Genomic DNA, 25,007 nt, shown 5'->3' with positions numbered 1-25,007 from the left:
CCCGTCCAGCTGGCGTCTAGCCGCCGCTCACCCCGTAGAGCAGGTTCGGCAGGAACAGGGAGATCGCCGGCACGTAGGTGATCAGGATCAGGAACGCCACCAGGATCATCAGCCAGGGCAGCGCCGCGCGCACCACCGAGAGCAGCGGCATCCCGGTGATGCCCGAGGCCACGAACAAATTGAGCCCCACCGGCGGCGTCACCATGCCGATCTCCATGTTGACCACCATCAGCACACCCAGATGGATCGGGTCGATGCCGAGCTGGGTCGCGATCGGGAAGATCACCGGCACGAAGATCAGGATGATCGCCGAGGGCTCCATGAAGTTGCCGGCGACCAGCAGCATGATGTTGACCACGATCAGGAACTGCCAGGGCTGCAGCCCGGATTCCAGGAGCGCCGTGGCGATGGTCTGCGGGATCTGCTCGGTGGTCAGCACGTGGGCGAACAGAAAGGCGTTGGCGATGATGAACATCAGCATCACCGTGACCTTGGCCGAATCCACCAGGACCCGACCGACATCGGTGGGCTTCAGGTCGCGATAGATGAACAGCGCCACGATGAAGGCATAGACCGCGGAGACCGCCGCCGCCTCGGTGGGGGTGAACACCCCGCCATAGATGCCGCCCAGCACCAGCACGATCAGCAGCAGGCCCCAGACCGCCCGGCCGAACAGCCGGAAGCGCTCGCGCCAGGAGACCTTTGGCTGGCGGGCCAGGCCCTTGACCCTGGCCGAGACATAGATCGCCGCCATCAGCAGCAGGCCCAGCAGGATGCCCGGGACGACGCCGGCCATGAACAGCCGGCCGACCGAGCTCTCGGTGGCGGCGGCATAGACCACCATCACGATGGAGGGCGGGATCAGGATGCCGAGCGTGCCGGCATTGACGATCACCCCGGTGGCGTAGCTTTGCGTGTAGCCGCTGCGCACCATGCCCGCGATCACGATCGAGCCGATCGCCACCACGGTGGCGGGCGAGGAGCCGGACACTGCCGCGAACAGGATGCAGGCCATCACCGAGGCGATGGCGAGCCCGCCCGGCAGGTGGCCGACGCAGGCCGAGGCGAAGTCGATCATCCGCCGCGCCACGCCGCCGGTGGTCAGGAAATTGCCGGCCAGGATGAAGAACGGGATCGCCAGCAGGGTCGCGGTCTGCGAGGCGTCCAGGAACTTCAGGGACATCGACGCCAGCGAATCGTTGGCGAAGAACAGGATGGTCAGAACCGAGGACAGGCCGAGTGCGATCGCGATCGGCATGCCCAGGATCATGAAGCCGAACAGGGTGACGAACAGGAACGCGGTGGTCATCGGTGCGTCCCCTTACGCTGGTGGACGTCGTCGCCGCCCAGCATCCCGATCGTGTCGGCGGCCTCGTCGGCCAGCTGGAACCCGGCCGCCCTGCCGCTCGCCACCAGCCAGGCCTGCTCGGCCAGCCGCACGATCAGCAAGAGGAAGCCGATCGGCAGGCACAGGCCCAGGATCCAGCGCTGCACCGGGATGTCCTGCGCGTCCACCCCCAGCCGGTACATCCGGTACTCGTAGCCATAGGAGCCGTAGAGCATCAGCACGGCGAACAGCAGGCACAGGCCCAGCACCACCAGCCCGACCACCCGCTGGGCGGAGAGCGGCAGCAGCTTCACCGCCGCGTCGATGCCGATATGGGCGTGGGTGCGCACGCCATAGGAGATGCCCAGCAGCAGGAGCCAGCCGAACATGTAGGTGGTGGCTTCCAGGGCCCAGAGCAGGCCGGAATTGAACACGTAGCGCAGCACCACCTGCCAGAAGGTCAGCAGGGTCATCGCCGCCAGGAGGAGCGCCATGATCGCCTCCTCCAGCCGCTCGATCACTCGACGAAGCATGGGCGCCCCCCGGCCGGTCGGCCATGGTTTGGGTCAAGCGGGGCAGGGGCCCGTTCTTGGGGAACGGACCCGCGTCAGCCTTGCGGGAAGGAGACGGGCGGCTGGCGCCCGGCTCAGCTCTGGTTGGCGCTGGCGGCCGCCTCGATCAGGTCGGCGCCGATATCCTCCTCGAACTGCTTCCAGACCGGCTGCATCGCCTCGACCCAGGCGGCGCGCTGCTCAGGCGTCAGCTCGTGGATGGTGACGCCATTGCTCTCGGCGATCTTGGCGCGGGCGTCCTGGTTCAGCTTCTCCGCGATCTCGTTGTTGAGCGCGGTCGCCTCCTCCAGCGCGGTGGTCAGCCCGGCGCGGACCTCGTCGGACAGGCCGTTCCACCACTCGGCGTTGACCACCACCGCATAGTCCACGAGGCCGTGGTTGGAGATGGTGAAGTCGCTCTGCACTTCCTGGTATTTCTGGCTGAACGAGTTCGACCAGGTGTTCTCCTGGCCGTCCACCGTGCCGACCTGGAGCGCCTGGTAGACTTCCGCGAACGCCATCTTCTGCGGGACGGCGCCCACCGCCTGGAACTGCGCCACCAGCACGTCGGAGTTCTGCACCCGGAATTTGAGCCCCTCGGCGTCCTTCGGCTCGATCAGCGGCTGCTTGGCCGAGAGCTGCTTCATGCCGTTGTGCCAGTAGGCCAGGCCGATGAAGCCCATGTCCTCCAGCTCGGTGAGCAGGCCCTGGCCGACCTCGGAGGACTGGAAGCGGTCGACCGCCTGGATGTCGTCGAACAGGAACGGCAGGTCGAACACCTGCAGCTTCTTGGTGAAGCGGTCGAACTTGGAGAGCGAGGGCGCGATCATCTGCACGTCGCCCAGCGCCAGCGCCTCCATCTCCTTGGCGTCGCCGAACAGCTGCGAGTTCGGGTAGACCTCGACCTCGACCTCGCCCGGCAGGAGCGCTTCGGCCCGCTCCTTGAACTTCAGCGCCGCCTGGCCCTTGGGCGTGTTGTCGGCGACCACATGGCTGAACTTGATCGTCTCGACCGCCTGCGCCCCGCCCGCGGACAGGGCCAGCACCGCGGCCATCGTCGCCAGAAATCGCATTCTTCGCCTCCCACTGGCCGCCCGGACGTTCCCGGCCGGCCGCCTGTCCCGCCCGGCCGCCCGAGGCGACCTGCCGGCACGGCATCCGATTGCCAGATAGCGAGGGAGCTTCGTCCAGCGCAACCGCCCAGTCGGTCGCGTGTCCGGTCGGTCATGAGCAGGAGAATTACTGTGACAGCGCCCGCCGGCACCGATCCTGTGCAGTGGAATGGAGGTCTGCCGTCCGGGCCGGGAGCCAGGCCGGGCGGCCAGCGCAGGTTCGCGCGCCGCGTCCGGGCCCGCCGGTCGGCTATCATGGCGGGGCACACGCCCCTATGATGTCGGCAACGACGGCGGATCGCCGCTTCGAGACCTCAGGGAGGAAACAGCCATGGCAAGCGGAAACGGCCAGCACGAGACCTCGACCTGCTGCGGGCCGGGCTATGCCTCGCCCAAGGCGGCGATGGCGGCGCCGCGCGAGAAGCTGCTCTACGTGATCGGCCTCTACACCGGCACCGGCGTGGACGCGCCGGACTATCTGGCCACCGTCGACGTGGATCCTTCCAGCCCGACCCACGGCCAGGTCGTCCACCGGCTGGAGATGCCGAACAAGGGCGACGAGCTGCATCATTTCGGCTGGAACGCCTGCTCGTCCTGCCACGGCGACGCCTCGGCCGAGCGCCGCTTCCTCGTCGTGCCGGGCTTCAAGTCCAGCCGCATCCACATCATCGACGTGGCGGATGCCCGCGCGCCGAAGATGCACAAGGTGATCGAGCCCGAGGAGGTGATCGGCAAGACCGGGCTGACCGGCCCGCACACCGTGCACTGCCTGGGCAAGCAGATCATCATCTCGATGCTGGGCAATGCCGAGGGCGAGGGGCCGGGCGGCTTCCTCACCATGGACCAGGACTTCAACGTCACCGGCCGCTGGGAGAAGGATCTCGGCGCCATGAAGTATGGCTACGACTTCTGGTACCAGCCGCGCCACAACGTGATGGTCTCCTCCGAATTCGGCGCGCCCAACGCCTTCTTCGACGGCTTCAAGCTGGAGGACGTGGCCGGGGGCCGCTACGGTCGCCAGCTGCATTTCTGGAACTTCGAGGAGCGCCGGGTCGAGAAAAGCCACGACCTCGGCCAGGACGGCATGATCCCGCTGGAGGTCCGCTTCCACCATGACCCGGACAGCACCCATGGCTATGTCGGCGTGGCGCTCTCCTCCAACGTCTGGCACTGGCACAAGAACGGGCAGGGCTGGCAGCTGGAGAAGGTGATCCAGGAGGACCCGGTCGAGATCGAGAACTTCCCGGTGCCGCTGCCGCCGCTGATCACCGACATCCTTTTGTCGATGGACGACCGGTTCATGTATTTCTCGAACTGGCTGCACGGCGACCTGCGCCAGTACGACATCAGCGACCCGGCGAAGCCCAAGCTCACCGGCCAGGTCTGGATCGGCGGCCTGCTCGGCAAGGCGCCGGAAGTGAACGGCCACAAGGTCGCCGGCGGCCCGCAGATGCTGCAGCTGTCCCTGGACGGCAAGCGGCTCTACTGCACCACCAGCCTGCTCTCCTCCTGGGACAACCAGTTCTACCCCTCGATGGACCAGCAGGGCTCCTGCCTGCTCCAGATCGACTGCGACACCGACAAGGGCGGGCTGTCGATCAACAAGGACGTGTTCGTCGATTTCGGCCAAGAGCCCAAGGGTCCCGCCCGCGCCCACGAGATGCGCTATCCCGGCGGCGACTGCACCTCCGACATCTGGGTCTGAGCCGTTCTTTCCTGGGCCAGGCAGCGGCCTTCGCTGCCCGGCCCGCTCCCCCGCCCGGCGTCAGGCGGCCTGCGGAACGGAGGGCAGGACGAGCGCCTCGCCCGTCACATCGATCGCGACCTTGCCGCGCAGGCCCCGTGCGGTGCCGTTCTCCAGGAGGTCGTGCGCCTCTCCCATCCGCGCCAGCGGCAGCGTCGCCCCGACCACGGGCTTCACCAGCCCGCGCTCGACCAGACGGGTGAGCCCATCCAGCTTGCCGCGGTTCTGGCGGGTGAACACGAAGTGGTACGCCGCGTTCTTCCCCCATGCCTCGACCAGGTTCTGCGGCCGGGCGATGTCGACCAGGCTGACGACGCGCCCCAGGTCGGCAAGCGCCAGGGGACTCCTGGTGAGCGTGTCGCCGCCGATGGTGTCGAAGACGACGTTGACGCCCGCTCCCCCGGTCAGCCGGGCGACACCGTCCACATAGTCCTCGGCGGTGAAGTCGATCGCGTCGTCGGCCCCGAGCGAGCGCACGAAGTCGTGGTCGCCGGCGCGCGCCGTCGTGATCACCCGCGCGCCGATCGCCTTGGCGACCTGGATCGCGATCGTGCCCACGCCGCCGGCCCCGCCATGGATGAGGATCGTCTCGCCGACGCTCAGCTGCGCGCGCTGGACGAACGCCTCGTAGACCGTGCCGCCGACAAGCGTCAGGCTCGCGGCCTCGAGGTGGGTGAGGTTCTTGGGCTTGCAGCCGACAAGCTCGACATCGGCGACATGCTGCTCGGCATACGAGCCGGCGCCGCCGAAGATCTTTGGCGTGTAGTAGACCTCGTCGCCCACGGCGAACTCGCCGACCTCGGATCCCACCTCCTCGACGACGCCCGAGATGTCATGGCCGATAATGGCGGGCAGCGGCACGTAGTTCGTGTAGTCGCCGCGGCGGATCTGGTAGTCGAGCGGATTGACGGCCGTGGCGTGCACCCGCACCCGCACCTGGCGTGAACCGACCTTTGGCACCGGCACCTCGCGCAGCTCGAACGCATCCGGTCCGCCGAAGCGGGTGAGGACGATCGCCTTCATGGTCTTGGTCACAAAGATCTCCTTTCGGGTCCCAGCGGCATGGGCCGGCTCGATGACCCGTGGTGACTTGCCCTAAGCCAGGGCCGGCTGATGGACAGACCGGCCTGCTGCCCGTCTCTGCATCTAGCTAACTTCTCGCGATTGCCGGTGGTAGCGGGCGCGTTCTAGGATCAGTTTCAAAGAATTGTTGAAAGCGATGCGATGAACATCGACGACTTGCATCTGTTCGCGCGCATCGCCCGGCTTCGGAGCATCAGCTCGGCTGCCCGCGACCTGGGCCTCACCCCGGCGGGCGCCAGCGCCAGGCTGGCGGCGCTGGAGAAAAGCCTCGGGGCCAGGCTTCTGCACCGGACGACGCGGCAGGCGACCCTGACCGAGGACGGCCTGGCCTTCCTGCCGCATGCGGAGCAGGTCGTGCTTGCAGCGGAAGGCGCCCGGGCGGCGCTCGGGCGGGGGCAGGTAGCGCCGCGCGGCACCCTGCGGGTAGCGGCTCCGGCTTCGTTTGCGCGCATGCACATCGTGCCGGGCCTGCCCGAGTTCTGCGGCCAGTATCCCGGTCTGGCCCTGGACCTGCGCATCTCCGACAGCGTCGTCGATCTCGTCGAGGGCGCCTTCGACGTGGCGGTCCGCTATGTCGAGCTCGGCGATTCGACCTTCGTCGCGCGCCGGCTCGCCCCCGATCAGCGGGTGCTGGTCGCCTCGCCCGAGTATCTTGAGCGGCGCGGGCGTCCGGGCACGCCGGACGACCTCGCCGACCATGCCTGCCTCGTCGTCGGCACGCTCGATCTTTGGACGTTTCGGGGAAAGAACGGGGAGCTGATCGAGCGGCGTGTCGCGCCGCAGCTTCGGATCAACGACGGAGTGGCCGTGCGCGACACGGCCTGCGCAGGGCTGGGGATTGCCCTGATGGCGACCTGGTGCGCGGCGGACGAGCTTCGATCCGGCGCCCTCGTGCCAGTTCTTCCCGAGTACCCCCTCGTTTCGACCCAGACCCTTTGGGCCCTCTACCCGAGCTCGCGCGAGCTGGCGCCGAAGGTGAGGGTCTTCATCGACTGGCTGGCCGAGCGGTTCGGGCGACAACCCTATTGGGATAGAGGCCTGGACGAATTCCTGGGGAGCCGTTGATGACCCCGCTGCGGAGCCGCCCCTGCGGCAAGCATTCAAGAATTCCAACCGCTTTCTCGCCCGTGCTGCCCGTGCCGCGACAACCTTCCGCTATTCCGGCGACTTGAGGAGGCGATCACCGGCCGGAACCGGCGCCGGGCGCCTTCCGGCTTGCCGGTGGCCTGGCTCCAGCCCGTCCCGAACGTGCCCAGCACCTCTGCCGGCAACGGATCTTCAAGAACCGGATCCCCTGAAACCAGCGCGGATGCGGTGGCCACCCTGGATAATCTGGCCGAAGAGCCCCGGTCTTGTACGTTCCCGCTCTCGCGGACGGCCGACATGGCCCATGATCGAACTCCCACCTGCAACTGCACCCGGGGAACCGACGATGGATGCTGTCAGTCGAGCAACGCCTGGCTTCGACGCGGCGCTGGCGGAACGCTTTGCCGGCCAGGTCGCCCAGATGCTGGACCAGGGGGCCGCCGCCGCGATGATGTCGATCGGGCACCGGCTCGGCCTGTTCGACCGCATGGCCGGCCTGCCGCCCTCCACCAGCACCGCGATCGCCGACACGGCCGGCCTTGCCGAGCGCTATGTGCGCGAATGGCTGGCGGTGATGGTGATGGCGGGCGTGGTCCGCTTCGACCCGGCCACCCGCCGCTACCATCTGCCGCCCGAGCACGCCGCCTGCCTGACCCGCCAGGCCGTACCCAACAACCTGGCCGTGTACGCCCAGCACGTGGCGCTGCTGGGCAAGGTCGAGGACCAGGTGATCCGCTGCTTCGAGACCGGTCAGGGGATGGCCTATGGCGACTATCCCTGCTTCCACGAGCTGATGGCGCAGGACAGCGTGCAGACGGTGACCGCCATGCTGTTCGACCACATCCTGCCGCTGGCGGACGGGCTCTGCGCCCGGCTGGAGCAGGGCATCGACGTGCTGGACGCCGGCTGCGGCCGGGGCGCCGCCCTGCTGGCCATGGCCGAGCGCTACCCGGACAGCCGCTTCGTCGGCTACGACCTGGGGGAGGACGCCATCGCGTTCGCCAGCGAGGCGGCGCGCCAGGCCGGCCTCGGCAACCTCCGCTTCGCGAAGCGCGACCTCACCGGCTACCGGGAACCCAATGCCTGGGACCTGGTGACCAGCTTCGACGCGGTGCACGACCAGAAGGACCCGGAAGGCCTGATCCGCGGCCTGCGCGCCTCGCTGAAACCCGGCGGCACCTACCTGATGCAGGACATCGGCGGCTCGGCGCATCTGGAGAACAACCGGGACTTCCCGATGGCGGCGTTCCTCTACGCCATCTCCTGCGCCCACTGCACCCCCGTCTCGATCGGCCAGGGCGGCCCCGGCCTCGGCACCATGTGGGGCTGGGAAACCGCCCAGCGCATGCTGGCCGACGCTGGCTTCACCCAGGTCGAGCGCCACGTCCTGCCGCACGACCCGATGAACGTCTGGTTCGTCGCCCGCCCGTGACCAGCCCGGGCGCCGCGCCGGCCAGTCAAGCCCGCCTCGGCGCCTCTTTTTCGCGCATCGCGGCGTCGACGCTCCAGGGCCCCGGCCCGGCGAAGACCAGATAGAGGAACACGAAGCAGTAGAGGATCGCCGCGTCGCCGCTGTTGTTGACCGGAAAGAAATTCTGCGGCGCGTGCGCGATCCAGTAGGCGAACGCCATCGTCCCGGACGCCACGAAGGCCGCCAGGCGGCTCTGGAACCCGACCACGAGCGCCAGGCCGCAGATAAGCTCGATGACGCCGGAGAACCACGAGAGCGTGAACGCTTCGGCCGCGCGCCCGCCCGCGGGAAAGCCCAGCAGCTTCTGGGTGCCGTGCTCCAGGAAGATCAGCGCCGTGACGATGCGCAGGGTGCTGAGCATCTGCGGAGCCCAGGCGGCCGCCTTGTCGAACATTCGATGATCCCTTTGCCGTCGAACCGGAAGCGGCGGTCCTCAGTCCGCCTCGCCAAGTCTGGCCGGGAAGCCCGGTGCCCGCAACGCCGACCCGGTCGTGTCCTCCAGGAGCTTCACGATCATCGACGACCAGGCGTTGCCGCCATAGCGGGCGCGGCCTTCCAGAAAGGTCTGCTCCATCATCGAGGCGAGCTTGAGCGGCACACCCAGGCGGCGGCCGATCTCCAGGGCGAACCCGGCATCCTTGACCGCCAGGTCCATGGTGAAGCCGATGTCGTAGCTGCCGTTCAGGATCACCTGGCTCTCGGTCTCGTGGACGAAGCTGTTGCCGGAGCTGGCCCGGATCGCCTCGAAGGCGTCCTTCAGGTCGACGCCCGCCTGCTTGCACACCATCAGCGCCTCGCCGGCCGCGATCAGGTGGATGAAGGCCAGCATGTTGGTCATCACCTTGACGGTCGCCGCCTGCTCCAGCCCGCCCAGATGGATCACCGCGCCGCCCATGGCCTTGAGCGCCGGGGCGTGGCGCTCGTACGTGCCTTTCGCCCCGCCCACCAGGATGGTGATCTCGCCGCTCTTCGCCTTGTGCACCCCGCCGGTGACCGGGCAGGCCAGCGTCACCACGCCCGCCTCCTCCGCGCGCCTGGCCAGGTCCGCCAGCACCGGGAAGTCCACCGTGCTCATCTCGATCCAGGTGGTGCCCGGGCGCAGATGCGGCAGCACCGCCTCCAGCACCGCGGTCGACGCCTTGGGCGAGGGCAGGCAGGTGATCAGCGCGTCGGCCTCGGCGACGGCCAGGGCGGCGCTGGCGGCAAAGCGGGCCCCCGCCTGGACCAGGCCGGCAGCGGCGTCCCGGTCCAGGTCGTGGACGGTGACGGCAAAGCCGCCCTTCACCAGGTTCATCGCCAGGTGCCCGCCCAGATGGCCAAGGCCGATGAAGGCGTAATGCATGTCGGGTTCCTCCCCCCTTTTGCTCAGCCGAGCGGCCGGTCGGCCATTTCCAGATGCAGCGGGCCATCGGCCGGATAGGGGTGGGCCAGCGCCACCTCCTCGTCGAGCTCGACCCCGAGCCCCGGCGCGGCGGACGGGATCACGTAACCGTCCTCCCAGGTGATCGGCGCTTTCAGGAGCTTTGCGTGGAAGCCGCCGAAGCGCTCGATGCTCTCCAGGATCAGAAAGTTCGGGATCGAGGCGGCCAGCTGGATGTTCGCCGCCGCCACCACCGGCCCGCAATAAAGATGCGGCGCCACCTGGGCGTAGTGCGCCTCGGCCATCCCGGCGATCTTCTTCGCTTCCAGCAGGCCACCGACCCGGCCAAGGTTCATCTGCAGGATGCTGGCGGCCCCGGTGGAGAGCACCCGGGCGAACTCGTACTTGGTGGTCAGCCGCTCGCCCGTCGCCACGGGGATGCTGGTGGCGCGCGCCACTTTCGCCATTTCTTCCGGCATTTCCGGCGGCACCGGCTCCTCGAACCAGAGCGGGTCGTAGGGCTCCAGCCGCCTGGCCATGCGGATCGCCCCCGACGCGGTGAACTGGCCATGGGTCCCGAACAGGAGGTCGGCGCGGTCGCCCACCGCGTCGCGGATCAGCCGCACGAACCGCTCGGAGCGCGAGAGCGCCTCCAGGTCCGGCTGGCGCGGGTCGAACGCCGAATAGGCCCCGGCCGGGTCGAACTTCACCGCGGTGAAGCCCTGCTCCACATAGTGCAGCGCGCGGACAGCGGAGCGCTCGGCGTCGTGGTAGAACCCGTCGTCGCCGTCGATGTCGGGGTAGAGATAGGTGTAGGAGCGCAGCCGCTCGCGCACCCGGCCGCCCAAAAGGTCGTAGACCGGGCGGTCCAGCGCCTTGCCGGCGATGTCCCAGCAGGCCATCTCCAGCGCGCTCATCACCCCCATCAGGCTGGGGTCGGGGCGCTGGCTGAAGCCGGAGCCGTGCACCTGCCGCCACAGGGTCTCGATCCGGGTCGGATCGGCCCCGGCAAAGCGCCTTGCGAACACGTCCTCCACCATCCGCGCCACCACGTGCGGCCCGAAGCTCGCGGCATAGACCTCGCCCACGCCCTCGATCCCGCAGGCGGTGGATAGCTTGAGGAACACGAAATAGCGTCCGCCATGGCCGGGCGGCGGGTTGCCGACCACGAAGACGCGCACGTCCTGGAGCTTCATGCGGGCAGGTCCTTGGAGCAGGAGGGGAGAGGTTCAGCCGCCGGCGGCGTCGCGCAGGATCACTTCGGCGGCCTTGTGCGCCAGCATGATGGTCGGCGCGTTGGTGTTGCCCGAGGTGATCGAGGGAAACACCGAGGCGTCCACCACCCGCAAGCCCTCGATCCCATGCACCCGCAGCGACGGGTCGACCACCGCGTCTTTCGGATCCGGGCCCATCCTGCAGGTGCTGACCGGGTGGAACACCGTGCTGGCGCGCGCCCGGAAGTCGTCCAGGATCGCCTGGTCGTCCATCACGCCGATGTCCGGGCCGATCGGCCGCTCGATCAAAGCCCGCATCGCCTCGGTCTGCACCATCGCCCGCAGGAGCCGGCCGCCGGCGACCGCATCGTCCCGGTCCTTGTCGGTGGACAGCGAGTTCGGCTGGATCCGGGGCGGCAGCCGCCAGTCCGGCGAGCGGATCTCGATCCGCCCCCGGCTGGTCGGCCGGGTCGGCTGGAAGCACAGGAAGAAGCCGGACGCCCGGTCCGGCACGTTGAGCGGCCGCCGCCGCCCGCTCACCATGGTGTAGGTGAGCGGGTTGAAATAAAGCTGGATGTCGGGATGCGGCCGGTCGGGGGCCGCGCGCACGAAGCCGCCGCACTGGTTGACGCTGAGCGACAGCGGCCCGCCCCGGCCGAGCCCGTAGCGCAGGGCGGCGCGGATCTTGCCCCGCCAGGGCACCAGCTCGGCGTTCAGGGTGGCGACCCGGGAGCGGTAGCCATAGGTCAGCGCCAGATGGTCCTGCAGGTGGGAGCCCACCGCCTGGCGGTCGAGCGCCACCTCGATGCCGTGCTCCTGCAACAGCGCCCCCGGCCCGATCCCGGACAGCTGCAAAAGCTGCGGCGAGGCCACCGCCCCGGCGCTCAGGATCACGCTGACCCGCGCCTGCACCGTCCAGGCCGCGCCATCCCGCTCGAACTGCACCGCCACGGCGCGGCCCTGGTCCAGGACGATCCGGGTGACCACCGCGCCGGTGCGCAGCTCGACGTTCTTGCGCCGCAGCGCCGGGCGCAGGAACGCGTCGGCCGCCGAGCAGCGCAGGCCCTTGCGCCGGGTGATCGCATAGATCCCGACCCCTTCCGGGCTTGGGCCGTTGAAGTCCTCGCTGCGCGGCAGGCCCAGCTCGCGGGCGGCGGCGAAGAAGCGCTCCTTGACCGGATGGGCCTCGTCGCTGACATCGGCGATGCACATCGGCCCCTCGCCGGACGCCACGCCGTGGCGGTCGATGCGCCGCTCCAGCCGCTGGAACACCGGCTCCACCTCCGCCCAGCCCCAGCCGGGATTGCCGGCGTCTTGCCAGTCGTCGAAATCGTGGGGCAGGCCGCGGCACCAGACCAGGGCGTTGATCGAGCTGGAGCCGCCGACCACCCGGCCGCGCGGCCAGTAGCCGGCCCGGTTGTCCAGGCCGGGATCGGGCTCGGCGGTGTAGCGCCAGTTGATCCGCTCGTCGTGGAAGCAGCGCCCGTAGCCGACCGGCAGCTTGATCCAGGGGCGCCGGTCATGGCCGCCGGCCTCCAGCACCAGCACGCTGAACCTCCCGCTCTCGGACAACCGGTCCGCCAGCACGCAGCCGGCCGAGCCGGCGCCGACAACCACATAGTCGAAGCTCGTCATGGTCCAGGCGTCCTCGCGCCGCTGCCCCGCCTCCGCTCTGGCCGACCGCACGGCGTTCGTCCGGCCTGGGAACGGAGCTTTTTGTCGGTTTCTCGCCAGCGCGGCCAGGGTCTTGATGCAGGGCGGGCGCCCAAGGGAATGCCGGGTGCTGCGGGATCGACCTGCGTCGTCGCCCGTTACCAACATCGCGGCGCCGGGATGCGCCTGCCGTCCCGCCGCGCCACCTGCCGCACCTGCCGACCGGAGGCCGATCCCTTGCACGAAGCCGACCCGCTCCGGGAACGACGCCCCACCGACCTGACCGGAACGACCGATGGGGTTTGAGAATTTCGCGATCTGGCTGAACCTGCTGATCTTCGCCGCCAGCGGCGCCTTTGTCTGGGCGGCCGGCACCAGGCTCGCGGTCTATGTGGACGGCATCGCCGAGAAGACCGGGGTCGGCCAGGCCTTCATCGGCATGCTGCTGCTGGGCGGGATCACCTCGCTGCCGGAGATCGCCACCGTCACCACCGCGTCCTGGACCGGCAACGCGCCGCTCGCGGTCAACAACCTCCTGGGCAGCGCGTCCTCCAACATCCTGCTGCTGGCGGTGGCCGACGCGGTGCTCGGTCGCGACGCGCTGACCTCGGTGGTCGCCAAGCCCTCCACCCTGCTCCAGGGCACCCTCGGCATCCTGCTGCTGGCCGGGGTGGCGATGGTGGTGGTCAGCGGCGACTGGCCGGTGTTCGGCATCGGGATCGGCGCCTGGGCGCTGCTGTTCCTGTGCGTGGCCTCGCTCTGGCTGTCGTCCGGCTACGAGCGGCGCCATGTCTGGGAGGTGGTGGGCGACCAGGAGCCGCCGCCGGCGAAAAGCCCCGGCCGGCCGGACACCTCCCTGCAGGGCCTGGTCTGGCGCACCGCGCTCGCCGCCCTGGTGATCCTGGTGGCCGGGTTCTTCCTGGCGCAGACCGGCGACGCCATCGCGGTGCAGAGCGGCCTGGGCGCCGGGCTGGTCGGCCTGGTCCTGGTGGGCTTCGCCACCTCGCTGCCCGAGCTCAGCTCGATCATCGCCGCGTTGCGCATCCGCCGCTACGAGATGGCGGTGGGCGACATCTTCGGCACCAACCTGTTCAACATCGCCCTGATCTTCCTGGCCGACCTGGTCTACCAGGGCGAGCCGGTGCTGGGCATGGCCGGCCGGTTCGAGGCGGTGGCGGCCCTCTTGGCCCTGATCCTGACCGGCCTGTTCGTGCTGGGCCTGCTGGAGCGCAAGGACAAGACCGTCATGCGCATGGGCTACGACGCGCTGGCGGCGATCGTCTTCTTTGTGGTGGGTCTGGTGGTCCTGTTCTTCCTGGACGGGCAATGAACGCGCGCCTGCACGGAACTGCTCGTCGCTGCTAGACTGTTTTGCTCATCCCTGGGGTCAGGAACGGTGCAGGAGAACAGGCGCGCGGGTTCTTGCAGGCGAGCGCCCGGCCGGCTTTCCCGGGCGGCAGCCGCCTGCCGCGCCCTGCTGTTCTGCCTCCTGCTGGTTCTGCCGCTGGCCGGTGCCGGCCAGGACGCTGTCCAGGACCCCGGGCGCGGCGGGGTGGTGGTGCTCGACGTGCAGGGTGCCATCGGCCCGGCCACCGCCGGCTATCTCGCCAACGGCCTTGAGACCGCCGCCCGGCGCGAGGCCGACCTGGTCGTGCTGCGCCTGGACACGCCCGGCGGCCTGTCCTCCTCCACCCGCGAGATCATCCTGGCGATGCTGGCCTCGCCGGTGCCGATCGCGGTGTTCGTCGCCCCGGCCGGGGCCAGGGCCGCCAGTGCCGGCACCTACATGCTCTACGCCGCCCAGCTTGCCGCCATGGCGCCCGGGACCCATCTGGGGGCCGCGACGCCGATCCAGCTGGGCGCGCCCGCCGGGAGCGGAGGCGAGGAGGAGGGCGAGGACGAAGCCCCCGCGGATGCCGCCACCGCCAAGGCGGTCAACGACGCGGTGGCGCAGATCCGCGGCCTGGCCGAGCTGCACGGCCGCAACGCCGACTGGGCCGAAGAGGCGGTGCGCGAAGCCGCGACGCTCACCGCCAGCGCTGCCCTGGACCAGCAGGTGATCGAGATCGTCGCTGGCGACCTGGACGATCTGCTGCGCCAGGCGGACGGCCGGACCGTGCATCTGGGCGGGGAGGACGTCACCCTCGCCACGCAAGGCCTGGCCGTGGTGCCGATCGAGCCCGGCTGGCGGCTGCAGGCCCTGGCGGTGATCACCGATCCCAACATCGCCTACATCCTGATGCTGGTCGGCATCTACGGCATCATCTTCGAGTTCTTCTCGCCCGGCGCCATCGTTCCCGGCACGGTCGGCGCCATCGCGCTGATCGTGGCGCTGTTCGCCCTGAACCTCCTGCCGATCGACCATGCCGGGGCCGGCCTGATGCTGCTCGGCATCGCCCTGCTGGTGGCCGAGGCGTTCGCGCCGTCCTTCGGGGTGCTGGGGATCGGCGGGGCGGTGGCGTTCGGGCTGGGCTCCCTGTTCCTGTTCGAGGACGTGCCGGGCTTCCAGCTGTCCGTGCCGGTGGTGCTGGTCGCCACGGGCCTGAGCGCGGTCCTGATCGTGGTGGTGCTGGCCGCGGCGATCCGCGCGCACCGCCGCTCCGTAGTGACCGGTGGACCGGCCAGGGTCGGCGCCAGCGGCCGGGTCCTGTCCTGGTCCGGCGGCCGGGGCCGGGTCCATCTCCACGGCGAGGACTGGCAGGCCCGCTCGGCGAGCCCGCTCGCGCCCGCCGACCGCATCCGCGTCACCGGCCGCGACGGCCTCGTCCTGCTGGTCGAGCCCGACCCGTCCCCCGATCCCCAGGAGCCAGCACCGCCATGCCCACCGACCTGATCGCCTACGCCCTGATCGCCGTTCTGGTGGTGGGCATCGTTGTCTCGGCGCTCCGGATCCTGCGCGAGTACGAGCGCGGGGTGGTGTTCACCCTCGGGCGCTTCTCCGGGGTGAAGGGCCCCGGCCTGATCATCCTGATCCCGCTGGTCCAGCAGCTGGTCCGGGTGGATCTTCGCACCATCGTGCTGGACGTGCCGAGCCAGGACGTGATCTCCCACGACAATGTCTCGGTGAAGGTCAACGCGGTGCTCTACTTCCGGGTGGTCGACCCGGACAAGGCGGTGATCCAGGTCGAGGACTTCATGATGGCCACCAGCCAGCTGGCGCAGACCACGCTGCGCTCGGTGCTGGGCAAGCACGAGCTGGACGAGATGCTGGCCGAGCGCGACAAGCTCAACGCCGACCTGCAGGAGATCCTGGACGCGCAGACCGACGCCTGGGGCATCAAGGTTGCCAATGTCGAGATCAAGCACGTCGACATCGACGAGAGCATGGTGCGCGCCATCGCAAGGCAGGCCGAGGCCGAGCGCAACCGGCGCGCGCGGATCATCAATGCCGAGGGCGAGCAGCAGGCCGCCGAGCGCCTGGTCCAGGCCGCCGACATGCTGGCGGCCAGGCCCGAGGCCATGCAGCTGCGCTATCTCTCGACCCTTTACGACATCGCCGCCGACAAGAACTCGACCATCGTGTTCCCGGTGCCGATCGACACGCTGCGCGGCGTGCTGTCCGGCCTGGCGCCCACGGCCGAGCCGCCCGCCGGGCGGTCGCCAGCGCAGCCCGGCGGCGGGACGACCTGACCCGCCGGCCAAGTGTAATCCTCCTCCGGAAACCAAAAAGAACTACACCTCCATCAATAGTGATTTATTTCACTTACATCCGGAACGCTGAAGTCCAATCATCTGGGACATCAGGTCAGCTTCGGCCGGCCTGCAGGCTGGCTCCCGGTGGCGTCCAGGATGCCCCGGCGGCCCATGGCTGGGAGTGCTGAGGCCATCCGTCCGTCCCGCATCCACCGCTCCGCCCGCACCCGGCCGATGGCGTCCTGATGGAGGACGCGGGCGGCGTCGGGCTGTCGGATCCTTCCGTGCAGCGGATCGCCTGGCTGGAGCGCCGGCTGCAGGGCGAGCGGGCGGCGCGGCTGCTGGCCGAGGGAAGCGCCGACCAGGTCCGGCGCGACCTCCACGAGATGCGCCGCCGGCTCCTGCTGCTGGAGGCGGTGACCGCCAAGGCCAACCAGGCGGCCTCGGTCGAGGAGGCGCTCCAGTTCGCGGTGGGCGCGATCAGCCGCCATACCGGCTGCCTGCTGGGCAACGTGTACCTGCGCGCCATCGACGGCGCGCCGGTCCTGCGGCCGGGGCCGGTCTGGCATGCCCAGGACCAGGAGGCGCTCGCGGTCTTTCGGGAGGCCACCCGGCGCAGCGAGTTCGCCAGCGGCGACGGCCTGCCCGGCCGGGTCCTGGAGAGCGGGACCGCCGTCTGGATCCCCGACCTGGCCCTGGACCCGGGCTTTCGGCGCACCGAGGCGGCCGAGGCCGGGCTGCGCTCGGGCTTCGCCGTCCCGGTGCTGGCCGGCAGCACCGTCCAGGCGGTGATGGAGTTCTTCTTCGGCGAGCCGCGGGAGCCGGACTTTGGCCTGCTCGCGGTGGTGGCGCAGCTCGGCACCCAGCTTGGCCGGGTGGTCGAGCGCCAGGGCGCCGCCGCCCGGCTGGTCCATGACGCCTCCCACGACGCGCTCACCGGCCTGCCCAACCGGCTCTTGTTCACCGACCGGCTCGACCGGGCGGTGGCGGCCCACCGGCGCCGGCCGGAGATGGGCTTCGCGGTGCTGTTCGTCGACCTGGACCGCTTCAAGCTGGTCAACGACAGCCTGGGCCATGCCGCCGGCGACGCGCTCCTGCTGGAGATCCGCCGGCGCCTGAGCGGGGTGCTGGCCCATGCGGAGGCGCAGGGCCTGCTCGGTGCCGCACCCAGCCTGGCGCGGCTGGGCGGCGACGAGTTCACCGTGCTCCTGGAGGAGCTGGAGCATGGCGGGGTGGCGCTGGAGGTGGCCGAGCGCCTGCAGGACGCGCTGCGGCTGCCGCTGACCATCGAGGGAAAGGAGATCCACCGCTCCGCCAGCATCGGCCTTGCCAGCAGCGACACCGGCTACGAGCGCGCCGCCGACGTGATGCGCGACGCCGACCTCGCCATGTACCGGGCCAAGTCCATGGGCGGGGCGCGGGTCGAGGTGTTCGACCGCAGCCTGCACGAGACCGCGATGGCCAGGCTGTCGCTGGAGAGCGAATTGCGCCGGGCGGTGCGCCGCGGCGAGTTCCGCCTGCACTACCAGCCGATCGTGGCGCTGGAGACCGGCCGGGCGGTCGGCTTCGAGGCGCTGGTGCGCTGGCAGCAGGGCGACGGCCGGCTGGTGCCGCCCGCCGAGTTCATCGGCCTGGCCGAGGATACCGGGCTGATCCTGCCGATCGGGCAGTGGGTGATGCGCGAGGCGTTCGCCACCCTGGCCGTCTGGCAGCAGGGCGACGGCTGCCCGGCGGCCCTGACCATGAGCGTCAACGTCTCGCCGCGCCAGTTCCTCCAGGCGGATTTCGCCGACCAGGTGATCCTGGCGGTCCAGGAGAGCGGGGTGCGCCCGGAAACGGTGCGGCTGGAGATCACCGAGAGCGCCACCATCCAGGACGCCGCGCGCACCATCGCGATCCTGCAGCGCCTGCGGGGGTTCGGCATCCGGTTCAGCATCGACGATTTCGGGACCGGCTATTCCTCGCTCAGCTCCCTGCACCGTCTGCCGTTCGACACGCTCAAGATCGACCGCTCCTTCGTGCGCGGCCTGCAGGACCGGACCGAGGGCGGCCAGATCGTCCAGACCATCCTGGACCTGGCGCGCAATCTGCGGATGGAGGTGGTGGCGGAAGGGGCGGAGACCGAGGGGCAGGTGCGGCGGCTGCGGGCGCTCGGCTGCGGGTTCGCCCAGGGCTTCGTGTTCTCGCGCCCGCTGGAGCGCGCCGCGGCCGAGCGGCACCTGGCCGGATGAGGAGCGCCCGTCGCCCGTCGGTCGCCTGGCCTTCTTCTCGAACTTCTCTGCGCGACCGCCGCCATGGTGCCGGCCGGACTGCTTCGCTTCTATGGAGAACTTTCCCGACGCGTGGCACTTCCCAGGCGACAATTTCCCGAAGGCGCGATTTCCCGGACGATCCGGCCTGCCGGATGGCCGATTAGGGCGGTCCGGGGGGGAGGGCGCCCGGCTGGCGACACAGGATCTGGCGAGGTCAAGCGGAAAGCGCGACTTGTGGCGAATGGGCTTGGTGAATGGTCCTTGAATGAAGGACAGGACTCCTGTGCTAAGGCTGCGAGGGTATTCCTGAAACTTTAGACATTTTGCCGAAATGTACCTGCGCATTAAATATTGCCATAATTTTATACAGGGCTTTACGTTCCTATATCCGGAGAAAAGACGGTAGACCAAGCCGGCTGGTACAAGTGCTGCCTCCTGTGATTGGTGTAGCCGCCTCGCGTTACCCAGGACCACTGGGAAAGATGTAGATAATATCCAGACAGTATCGGGACGGGTTGCGGGGTGCCCCGCGCAATCTTGCGTCTGATCCTGGACCTGCGGCACCAAGGACCGTTTTCACCACGTGATGATTGGTTCATCCCATGAACACGTGCGTGCATCACCGGAGTGTTAGGGCCATGCAGAACGACCGCCTGTACCTCCAGATTCCGCCCGCCGCGGCGGAGCTGGAGCGGACCGAAGTCTGGGTCCGGGACGAGGACTACGAGCACATCCAGTTGCTCGCCCAGATGCTGTTGACCAACGACGCGGCTGCGGGCCGGCTGCGGGCTGAGATCGAGGACATCCTGGCGCGCCAGGCCGAGCCGGCCGACGAACTGCCGTCCCAGACCACCCGCCACTGAATAGGGCCCCCTCCGGACGACGCACCGTCCGGAGGCATCCTTTTCGGGTTGCCCCACCGGCTGCACGCAGGTGCCGGTGGCCGTTCGCGACAATCCTGTTCTGGACCCGGAGGCGCGCCCGGCTTATTTGGGATGCCTCGCAGGCAAGGAATGTGAGGATCGTCCATGCCAGGAGCTGTCCAGGACCACCGGCGGCGCATGGCGGAGCGGGGCTGCAAGCGCGTCGAGGTGATCGCCTCGCCGTCGGATGCCGAGTTGCTGCGCCGGGTGGCGCGGATCCTGGACAAGAACGACGAGGCGGCGGCCCGTCTGCGCGATGTCCTGGCCAAGGCGACGCCGGAAACCCGCCCCGCAACGTTTCGTGAATGGCTGGCCGAGGAGGCCGAGCGCCCGGACGAGTAGCCCCTGCGGCGCCGTCCTCACGCGTTGGCGTCGTCCTCTTCCGGCGTCGCCAGCCATTCCTTGAAGCTCAGGCGGTTGCGCACCGGCACCGCCTTCTCGATGGTCGCCCGCAGCACGTCCGAGGTCGGGTCCTTGGTGGTCAGCGCCTTGGCGACCCGGCGCACCAGCTCGGCGTCCGGATGCGGCACCAGCACCTCAACCCGCTTCAGCCCGTTCTCCCGCAGCATCTGCCGATGCGCGCGCAATGCCTCTTTCATTATGGCCGCTCCCGCTTATCGCCAGGGCATCAAGGATATCGATCAAGTTCATTATAGAACCGGCCTACCGCGCCAAGACGTAAAAGTCGAGACGGAACATTCTCAATTTTTCTTAAACAAAAATCCCGGTTCATCGAGACGCCATTTCTGTGACCGGCAAAATCGACCTGTGGATGTCTCAAGCGAATCCAGAAAGGTCTATCAGGGAAGCATCGGATATATACGAGTCGATTGCTGGAAATGACACAAAACAGGTCACCAGCGACTTGATTTCTTTCGGACCGGATCGTGTCGCGAATCGGAAGCCGGCGCGGACCGGTGCGGCGGCCCGCCGGCCCGCCCGCGCCGCTCGATTGACCCGTGCGACCATCATCCTATAGACCTGTCATGCCATCGGGGCCGGTTGGCCCGCGCAGGCGGTCGGGCGCCCTCGGGGGGGAGCGCCCGGCCCGGTGGCGGCTCCGGCAGGCACCGCCGCCGGCGCCCTTGACAAGGCCGGCCGGCGAGGTCGCCATGATCGGATCGGGAGGAACAAGACGATGAAGCACGCCCTGACCAGCACCCTGGCGCTGGCTGCACTCCTGGCGCCGCTGCAGGCCCAGGCGCAGACCACCATCCGCGCCGCGTTCGGCTCGCAGCCGGTCCATCCAAGCTATGTCGCCCTGGAATGCTTCGAGAAGCTGGCCGAGGAGCGCAGCGGCGGCGAGCTCGCGGTGGAGCTCTATCCCGACCGCCAGCTCGGCGAGGAGCGCGAGACCGTCGAGGGGCTGCAGATCGGCTCGGTCGACATGACCGTGGTCTCCACCGGCCCGCTCGGCGCCTTCGTGCCCGAGGTCGGCGTGCTCGACCTGCCGTTCATCTTCGAGGACTCCGACCATGTCTACCGGGTCCTGGACGGCGAGGTCGGCCAGGAGCTGCTGGAGAAGTTCGACGCCCAGGGCATTGTCGGCCTGGCCTGGTGGGAGAACGGCTGGCGTCACCTGACCGCCAAGAAGGCGGTGGAGGCCCCGGCCGACCTGCAGGGCGTCAAGCTGCGCACCATGCAGAACCCGGTGCACATCGCCGCCTTCGAGAAGCTGGGCGCCGCCCCGATCCCGATGGTCTGGGGCGAGGTGTTCACCAGCCTGGGCCAGGGGATCATCGACGCCCAGGAGAACCCGATCACGGTGATCTATTCCAACTCGCTCTGGGAGGTGCAGAGCCACGTCATGCTGACCGGCCATGTCTATGGCCCGCATGCCGTGCTGTTCTCCAAGGCGATCTGGCAGACGCTCACGCCCGAGCAGCAGGCCATCGTGCAGGAATCGGTCACCGAGTGCACCGCGACCGCGCGCGCGACCTCGGCGAAGCTGGACGCCGAGTATCGCGGCCTGCTGGTCGAGAAGGGCATGGTGATCGAGGAGGTCGACCTGGCGCCGTTCCGCGACGCCACCGCCGACATCGCCGGCTCGGTGGACGGGCTGGACCCGGCCATGATCGAGAAGGTCAAGGCCGCCGCCTCCGCCGACTGACCTCAGGCGAGCCGGGGGAGCGGCCGGGGCGGCTTCGTGCCGTTTCGGCCGCTCCCCCTTGGCCGTTCCGCCCGCAGGAGAGCCCGACCGATGATCCGACGCCTGTGGGGCCTGGTCGAATGGACGACCGAGGTGGCCCTGGTCCTCTGCATCCTGGCGATGACCGTGATGTGCCTGGCCCAGGTCGGCTGGCGCTACCTGCTGGACGACCCGATCGTCTGGTCGGAGGAGGCCGCCCGCTACCTGTTCGTCTGGGTGGCCTATCTGTCGGCCTGGCTGGCCTGGAAGCACCGCGCCCATGTCGCGGTCGACATCGTCCACTACCTGGGCAACCCGGTCCTGGAGCGGATCTCCGCGGCCCTGGTCGATCTGGGCGTGTTCCTGTTCTGCGCCTACACCTTCTACACCAATCTGGGCCTGCTCCGGCTGACCAGCGGCCAGCCCTCGGCCACGCTCGGCCTGCCGATGGTCTGGGTCTATGCCGGCTACAGCGCCATGGCCCTGCTGATCGCCGGCGACATCCTGGTCGGCCGGCTGTCCCGAGGCCCGCTCGCCCCAGACCCCGTCCGTGAGGTGCAGCCGTCATGACCGCCACCCTGCTGGTGGGATTCGTCGTCCTCTTGCTGATCAACATGCCGGTCTCGTTCGCGCTCGCGATCGCCTCCTTCCTGGCGATCACCTATGGCGGCATCCCGGCGGCCCTGGTCGCCCAGCGGATGACCGCCGCCATGGACTCCTTCATCCTGCTGGCGGTGCCGTTCTTCCTTTTGGCCGGCCACCTGATGGCCAGGAGCGGCATCGCCCGGGACATCATCGACTTCGCCAACGCGGCGATCGGCTGGGCGCGCGGCGGCCTGGCCCAGGCCGGGATCGGCGCTGGCACGCTGATGGGCGGGATGACCGGCTCGGCGGTGGCCGAGGCGTCCTCGGCCGGCGGGATCATGATCCCGCCGATGAAGGAGAAGGGCTATGATGGCGCCTTCTGCGCCGCGGTCACCGCCGCCGCCTCCACCATCTCGGTGGTGATCCCGCCCTCGATCCCGATGATCATCTTCTGCGTGGTCACCGGCGTCTCGGTCAGCAAGCTGTTCGTGGCCGGCCTCATCCCGGGTCTGCTGATCGCCGCCGCCCTGATGCTCACCGCCTGGGCGATCTCGGTGCTGCGCGGCTATCCGCGCGGGCCCCGCACCTCCCCCCGGCAGATCCTCGCAGCGGCGCGCGCCAGCTTCTGGGGGCTGATGATGCCGCTCGTGATCATCGGCTCGATCCGCTACGGCATCGCCACCCCCACCGAGGCCTCGGTGGTGGCGGTGGTCTATGGCCTGCTGGTCGGCATGTTCGTGTATCGCACCATCCGCCTGGCCGACCTGCCGCAGATCGTCCTGGAATCCTGCGTCACCACCGGCGTGGTCATGCTGATGATCGCCGCCGCCTCGCTCTACGGCCTGATCATCACCCGCGAGCAGATCCCCCAGGAGGCCGCCCGGCTGATCCTGGCGCTGACCAGCGACCCGACCTTCGTTCTCCTGCTGATCTTCGCGGTCTACCTGGTCGCCGGCATGCTGCTGGACCTGGGCGCCAGCATCATCATCCTGGTCCCGGTGCTGTGGCCGGTCACCCAGTCCCTGCAGATCGACCCGATCCAGTTCGGCATCGTCACCGTGGTCGGCCTGGCGGTGGGCCTGGTCACCCCGCCGGTCGGCGCCAGCCTGTTCGTCACCTGCGGCATCGCCCGCTGCAACCTGGTCCAGGGCACCGTCGCGGTGATGCCGTTCGTGCTGGCGCTGATCGCCATCGTGCTCGCGATCATCTTCTTCCCGGGCATCGCCACCTGGCTGCCGTCCCGCATGGACTGAGCTTGAAGCGGCCAGGCGCCGGTCACTTCCGGCCCCGCGGCCCGGTCTCGATGTTGCGGTAGCTGCTGTAGCGGGCAAAGCGCCGGATCGTCTGCCGCAGCAGCCTCGCCCGCTCGTCGCCGCGTTCCAGGGCCAGGGCAACCCGCCGGATCAGGTCCTGGTCCCGCTGCGTGGGCGTGCGGTCCAGGAGAACTAGGGTTTCATCGGTGTCCAGCTTGCCCATGGGGTCGGTCCTCGGGGGGGCTCCGTCGTGCCGGGCGGGGAGAACGCGCCGGCATGGCGCAGGCGCTGCACGAGCGCCCGCGTGCGGGACACGATCTCGGTCGATTCCACGATCAGGGCTTCCATCTCGGCCATCTGCCGCGCCCGCTCGTCGGTGCGTGGCGCGCCGGTCTCCGTCCGGCTGTCGGCCGGCCGCATCTCGGCTCGGCGGCGTTGCTGCCGATCGGCAGGCTGCGGGCATTCTTGGCGCAGTGGCATCATCTCGACCTCTCACGCGTCGGAGGAGAATGGTCAGCCCCGGCCGGGAAATCAGTCCGATAGCGTACAACCGGGAAGCAGCGCGCTCACTTTTCTTAAGCGTGTCCGAGTAGGCGCCTGAATTCGCGGCAGACCACGCCATGGCACTCGCAGGCCGCCGCCTCCAGGCCGTGGCGGTCGAGGATGGTGATCTGCCCGCTGCCATAGCGGATCAGGTCCGCCTTCTGCAGCATGCCGGCGGCGAGGCTGACGCTGGCCCGGCGCACCCCCAGCATGATGGCGAGGAGCTCGTGGGTCATCATGAACTGGTCGCCGCTGGCGCGGTCATGGGCGGTCAGAAGCCAGCGCGCCAGGCGCTGCTCGGTCTGGTGGTGGTTGTTGCAGGCGGCGGTCTGGCTGACCTGGGTGAAGCAGGCCTGGCCGTAGCGCAGCAGCGTCCGGCGCAAGGACGGGCAGGCATCCAGCGCGTCGCGGAAATCATGGGCGTCCATGCGCAGGGCGCTGGTGTGCTCGGCCTGGACCATCGCCTCGGCGGTGGAGCGATCGGTGCCGAACAACAGCGGCAGCCCGGCCATGCCTTCCGACCCCACCAGCCCCACCTCGGAGACGTTGCCGTCGTCCAGGGTGATCACCAGCGAGATCCAGCCGCTCTCGATGAAGTGCACCGCCGGGATCGGCTCCTGGGGAAGGTGGAGCACCGTGCGCAGGGGCAGGTCGACCCGGCAGAGCCGCGGCTGCAGATAGTCGATGTCCTCGGCGGACAGGGCGCTCAGAAGGCCGTTGCGGTGGACGGAAGGTGTGGCTTGCGACACTGGATCGTCCCGCGGGATGGGGCGGGAGTAGCTACCTCGCTGTCGCTCCATGCCGGCGTCGAGCGAACGCTGGAATCACCATACCCCAAAGTGTTCCTTTTGTCGGCATCTTATGGCCGGTCGCCCCTTTCTCCCGCGCCGGCCGAGCTGCCCGATCGCCCGTCATGCCCGGCCGGAACCGGCCAACGCTTCCGGATACTGTATCGCTTCGGATATAACGCCGACTTGAACCAAGGTTATAGTTGAACCTGCTTGTCAAGGATGCGCGGGAAGTGCGATACATGGTCACCGTCGCATGTCGACGGTCTCGTATATCGATGCATTTATTACCGATCACGAG

General features: G+C 69.1%; 24 protein-coding genes. 13 read left to right on the top strand and 11 right to left on the bottom strand.

The features are described from left to right. Nucleotides 1-16 precede the first annotated feature (16 nt). The 3 genes from GEMRO_RS0102685 to GEMRO_RS0102675 all read right to left on the bottom strand — a co-directional run bounded on the left by GEMRO_RS0102685 (nucleotide 17) and on the right by GEMRO_RS0102675 (nucleotide 2,951). Entirely contained in the window at nucleotides 17-1,309 is a 1,293-nt protein-coding gene (locus GEMRO_RS0102685) for a TRAP transporter large permease (protein WP_027132788.1), read from the bottom strand. Further along, complete coding sequence (locus GEMRO_RS0102680; protein ID WP_027132787.1) at nucleotides 1,306-1,860, bottom strand: TRAP transporter small permease; 555 nt, start codon at nucleotides 1,858-1,860, stop codon at nucleotides 1,306-1,308. The genes GEMRO_RS0102685 and GEMRO_RS0102680 overlap by 4 nt, the downstream gene beginning before the upstream one ends. Nucleotides 1,861-1,973: 113 nt before the next feature. Further along, on the bottom strand, nucleotides 1,974-2,951 hold the full coding sequence (locus tag GEMRO_RS0102675; RefSeq protein WP_027132786.1) for a TRAP transporter substrate-binding protein: 978 nt from the start codon (nucleotides 2,949-2,951) through the stop codon (nucleotides 1,974-1,976). A 370-nt stretch (nucleotides 2,952-3,321) separates the two neighbouring features. On the opposite strand from GEMRO_RS0102675, the gene GEMRO_RS0102670 reads away from it, so the two are divergent. Continuing rightward, the gene (locus GEMRO_RS0102670) at nucleotides 3,322-4,695 is read left to right on the top strand and encodes a selenium-binding family protein (RefSeq protein WP_027132785.1); all 1,374 of its coding nucleotides are present in this window, start codon (nucleotides 3,322-3,324) and stop codon (nucleotides 4,693-4,695) included. 60 nt (nucleotides 4,696-4,755) lie between these two features. On the opposite strand, the gene GEMRO_RS0102665 is transcribed toward GEMRO_RS0102670, so the two are convergent. After that, a complete protein-coding gene (locus GEMRO_RS0102665; RefSeq protein WP_027132784.1) occupies nucleotides 4,756-5,769 on the bottom strand; it encodes a zinc-dependent alcohol dehydrogenase family protein in 1,014 nt (337 codons plus the stop codon). Nucleotides 5,770-5,958: 189 nt separating this feature from the next. Between GEMRO_RS0102665 and GEMRO_RS0102660 the strand changes: the two genes are divergently transcribed. Beyond that, complete coding sequence (locus GEMRO_RS0102660; RefSeq protein WP_027132783.1) at nucleotides 5,959-6,882, top strand: LysR family transcriptional regulator; 924 nt, start codon at nucleotides 5,959-5,961, stop codon at nucleotides 6,880-6,882. Between the two features lie 367 nt (nucleotides 6,883-7,249). Continuing rightward, nucleotides 7,250-8,335, top strand: coding sequence for a class I SAM-dependent methyltransferase (locus tag GEMRO_RS0102655; protein WP_027132782.1), 1,086 nt, complete (start codon nucleotides 7,250-7,252; stop codon nucleotides 8,333-8,335). Between the two features lie 25 nt (nucleotides 8,336-8,360). On the opposite strand, the gene GEMRO_RS0102650 is transcribed toward GEMRO_RS0102655, so the two are convergent. From GEMRO_RS0102650 to GEMRO_RS0102635, 4 genes are read right to left on the bottom strand one after another with little or no spacing between them, the layout of a single operon-like run. Then, on the bottom strand, nucleotides 8,361-8,768 hold the full coding sequence (locus GEMRO_RS0102650) for a DoxX family protein (protein WP_027132781.1): 408 nt from the start codon (nucleotides 8,766-8,768) through the stop codon (nucleotides 8,361-8,363). Nucleotides 8,769-8,807: 39 nt separating this feature from the next. Next, nucleotides 8,808-9,716 (bottom strand): NAD(P)-dependent oxidoreductase, encoded by a 909-nt coding sequence (locus GEMRO_RS0102645; RefSeq protein ID WP_027132780.1) that lies wholly within the window; start codon nucleotides 9,714-9,716, stop codon nucleotides 8,808-8,810. 23 nt (nucleotides 9,717-9,739) lie between these two features. Beyond that, entirely contained in the window at nucleotides 9,740-10,930 is a 1,191-nt protein-coding gene (locus GEMRO_RS0102640) for a mandelate racemase/muconate lactonizing enzyme family protein (RefSeq protein WP_027132779.1), read from the bottom strand. 33 nt (nucleotides 10,931-10,963) lie between these two features. Then, nucleotides 10,964-12,583 (bottom strand): GMC family oxidoreductase N-terminal domain-containing protein, encoded by a 1,620-nt coding sequence (locus GEMRO_RS0102635; protein WP_027132778.1) that lies wholly within the window; start codon nucleotides 12,581-12,583, stop codon nucleotides 10,964-10,966. Nucleotides 12,584-12,896: 313 nt separating this feature from the next. Between GEMRO_RS0102635 and GEMRO_RS0102630 the strand changes: the two genes are divergently transcribed. The 6 genes from GEMRO_RS0102630 (at nucleotide 12,897) to GEMRO_RS0102605 (ending at nucleotide 19,751) form a co-directional block, all read left to right on the top strand. Then, nucleotides 12,897-13,931 carry a sodium:calcium antiporter gene (locus GEMRO_RS0102630; RefSeq protein ID WP_027132777.1) on the top strand — a complete coding sequence of 345 codons (1,035 nt, stop codon included), beginning with the start codon at nucleotides 12,897-12,899 and terminating at the stop codon, nucleotides 13,929-13,931. 144 nt (nucleotides 13,932-14,075) lie between these two features. After that, the gene (locus tag GEMRO_RS27100) at nucleotides 14,076-15,434 is read left to right on the top strand and encodes an NfeD family protein (protein WP_084507694.1); all 1,359 of its coding nucleotides are present in this window, start codon (nucleotides 14,076-14,078) and stop codon (nucleotides 15,432-15,434) included. Next, nucleotides 15,419-16,231 carry a slipin family protein gene (locus GEMRO_RS0102620; RefSeq protein WP_027132776.1) on the top strand — a complete coding sequence of 271 codons (813 nt, stop codon included), beginning with the start codon at nucleotides 15,419-15,421 and terminating at the stop codon, nucleotides 16,229-16,231. Before GEMRO_RS27100 ends, GEMRO_RS0102620 begins: the two co-directional genes overlap by 16 nt. Before the next feature lie 287 nt (nucleotides 16,232-16,518). Continuing rightward, on the top strand, nucleotides 16,519-18,465 hold the full coding sequence (locus GEMRO_RS0102615; protein ID WP_027132775.1) for a putative bifunctional diguanylate cyclase/phosphodiesterase: 1,947 nt from the start codon (nucleotides 16,519-16,521) through the stop codon (nucleotides 18,463-18,465). A 659-nt stretch (nucleotides 18,466-19,124) separates the two neighbouring features. Continuing rightward, nucleotides 19,125-19,349, top strand: coding sequence for a hypothetical protein (locus GEMRO_RS0102610; protein ID WP_027132774.1), 225 nt, complete (start codon nucleotides 19,125-19,127; stop codon nucleotides 19,347-19,349). A gap of 165 nt (nucleotides 19,350-19,514) precedes the next feature. Then, complete coding sequence (locus GEMRO_RS0102605) at nucleotides 19,515-19,751, top strand: hypothetical protein (RefSeq protein WP_157505427.1); 237 nt, start codon at nucleotides 19,515-19,517, stop codon at nucleotides 19,749-19,751. A 17-nt stretch (nucleotides 19,752-19,768) separates the two neighbouring features. Here the strand turns inward: GEMRO_RS0102605 and GEMRO_RS0102600 are convergent, their stop codons facing one another. Beyond that, nucleotides 19,769-20,008, bottom strand: a complete 240-nt coding sequence (locus GEMRO_RS0102600; RefSeq protein ID WP_157505426.1) for a hypothetical protein — start codon at nucleotides 20,006-20,008, stop codon at nucleotides 19,769-19,771. 539 nt (nucleotides 20,009-20,547) lie between these two features. Here GEMRO_RS0102600 and GEMRO_RS0102595 point away from each other — a divergent pair. The 3 genes from GEMRO_RS0102595 to GEMRO_RS0102585 all read left to right on the top strand — a co-directional run bounded on the left by GEMRO_RS0102595 (nucleotide 20,548) and on the right by GEMRO_RS0102585 (nucleotide 23,375). Further along, the gene (locus GEMRO_RS0102595) at nucleotides 20,548-21,519 is read left to right on the top strand and encodes a DctP family TRAP transporter solute-binding subunit (RefSeq protein ID WP_027132771.1); all 972 of its coding nucleotides are present in this window, start codon (nucleotides 20,548-20,550) and stop codon (nucleotides 21,517-21,519) included. Between the two features lie 90 nt (nucleotides 21,520-21,609). Then, complete coding sequence (locus GEMRO_RS27095; RefSeq protein ID WP_051328600.1) at nucleotides 21,610-22,107, top strand: TRAP transporter small permease; 498 nt, start codon at nucleotides 21,610-21,612, stop codon at nucleotides 22,105-22,107. Next, nucleotides 22,104-23,375, top strand: a complete 1,272-nt coding sequence (locus tag GEMRO_RS0102585; protein WP_027132770.1) for a TRAP transporter large permease — start codon at nucleotides 22,104-22,106, stop codon at nucleotides 23,373-23,375. The genes GEMRO_RS27095 and GEMRO_RS0102585 overlap by 4 nt, the downstream gene beginning before the upstream one ends. Before the next feature lie 22 nt (nucleotides 23,376-23,397). Here GEMRO_RS0102585 and GEMRO_RS0102580 read toward each other — a convergent pair whose 3' ends face one another. After that, nucleotides 23,398-23,598: a hypothetical protein gene (locus GEMRO_RS0102580; RefSeq protein WP_027132769.1), complete on the bottom strand. Its 201-nt coding sequence runs from the start codon at nucleotides 23,596-23,598 to the stop codon at nucleotides 23,398-23,400. Between the two features lie 53 nt (nucleotides 23,599-23,651). On the opposite strand from GEMRO_RS0102580, the gene GEMRO_RS33970 reads away from it, so the two are divergent. Then, on the top strand, nucleotides 23,652-23,918 hold the full coding sequence (locus GEMRO_RS33970; protein WP_157505425.1) for a hypothetical protein: 267 nt from the start codon (nucleotides 23,652-23,654) through the stop codon (nucleotides 23,916-23,918). Between the two features lie 32 nt (nucleotides 23,919-23,950). On the opposite strand, the gene GEMRO_RS0102570 is transcribed toward GEMRO_RS33970, so the two are convergent. Next, complete coding sequence (locus GEMRO_RS0102570) at nucleotides 23,951-24,667, bottom strand: Crp/Fnr family transcriptional regulator (protein WP_027132767.1); 717 nt, start codon at nucleotides 24,665-24,667, stop codon at nucleotides 23,951-23,953. Nucleotides 24,668-25,007: the final 340 nt, after the last annotated feature.

The organism is Geminicoccus roseus DSM 18922 (assembly GCF_000427665.1).
Taxonomy (GTDB): Bacteria; Pseudomonadota; Alphaproteobacteria; order Geminicoccales; family Geminicoccaceae; genus Geminicoccus; species Geminicoccus roseus.
This window is presented reverse-complemented; position numbering and strand designations above follow the sequence as displayed.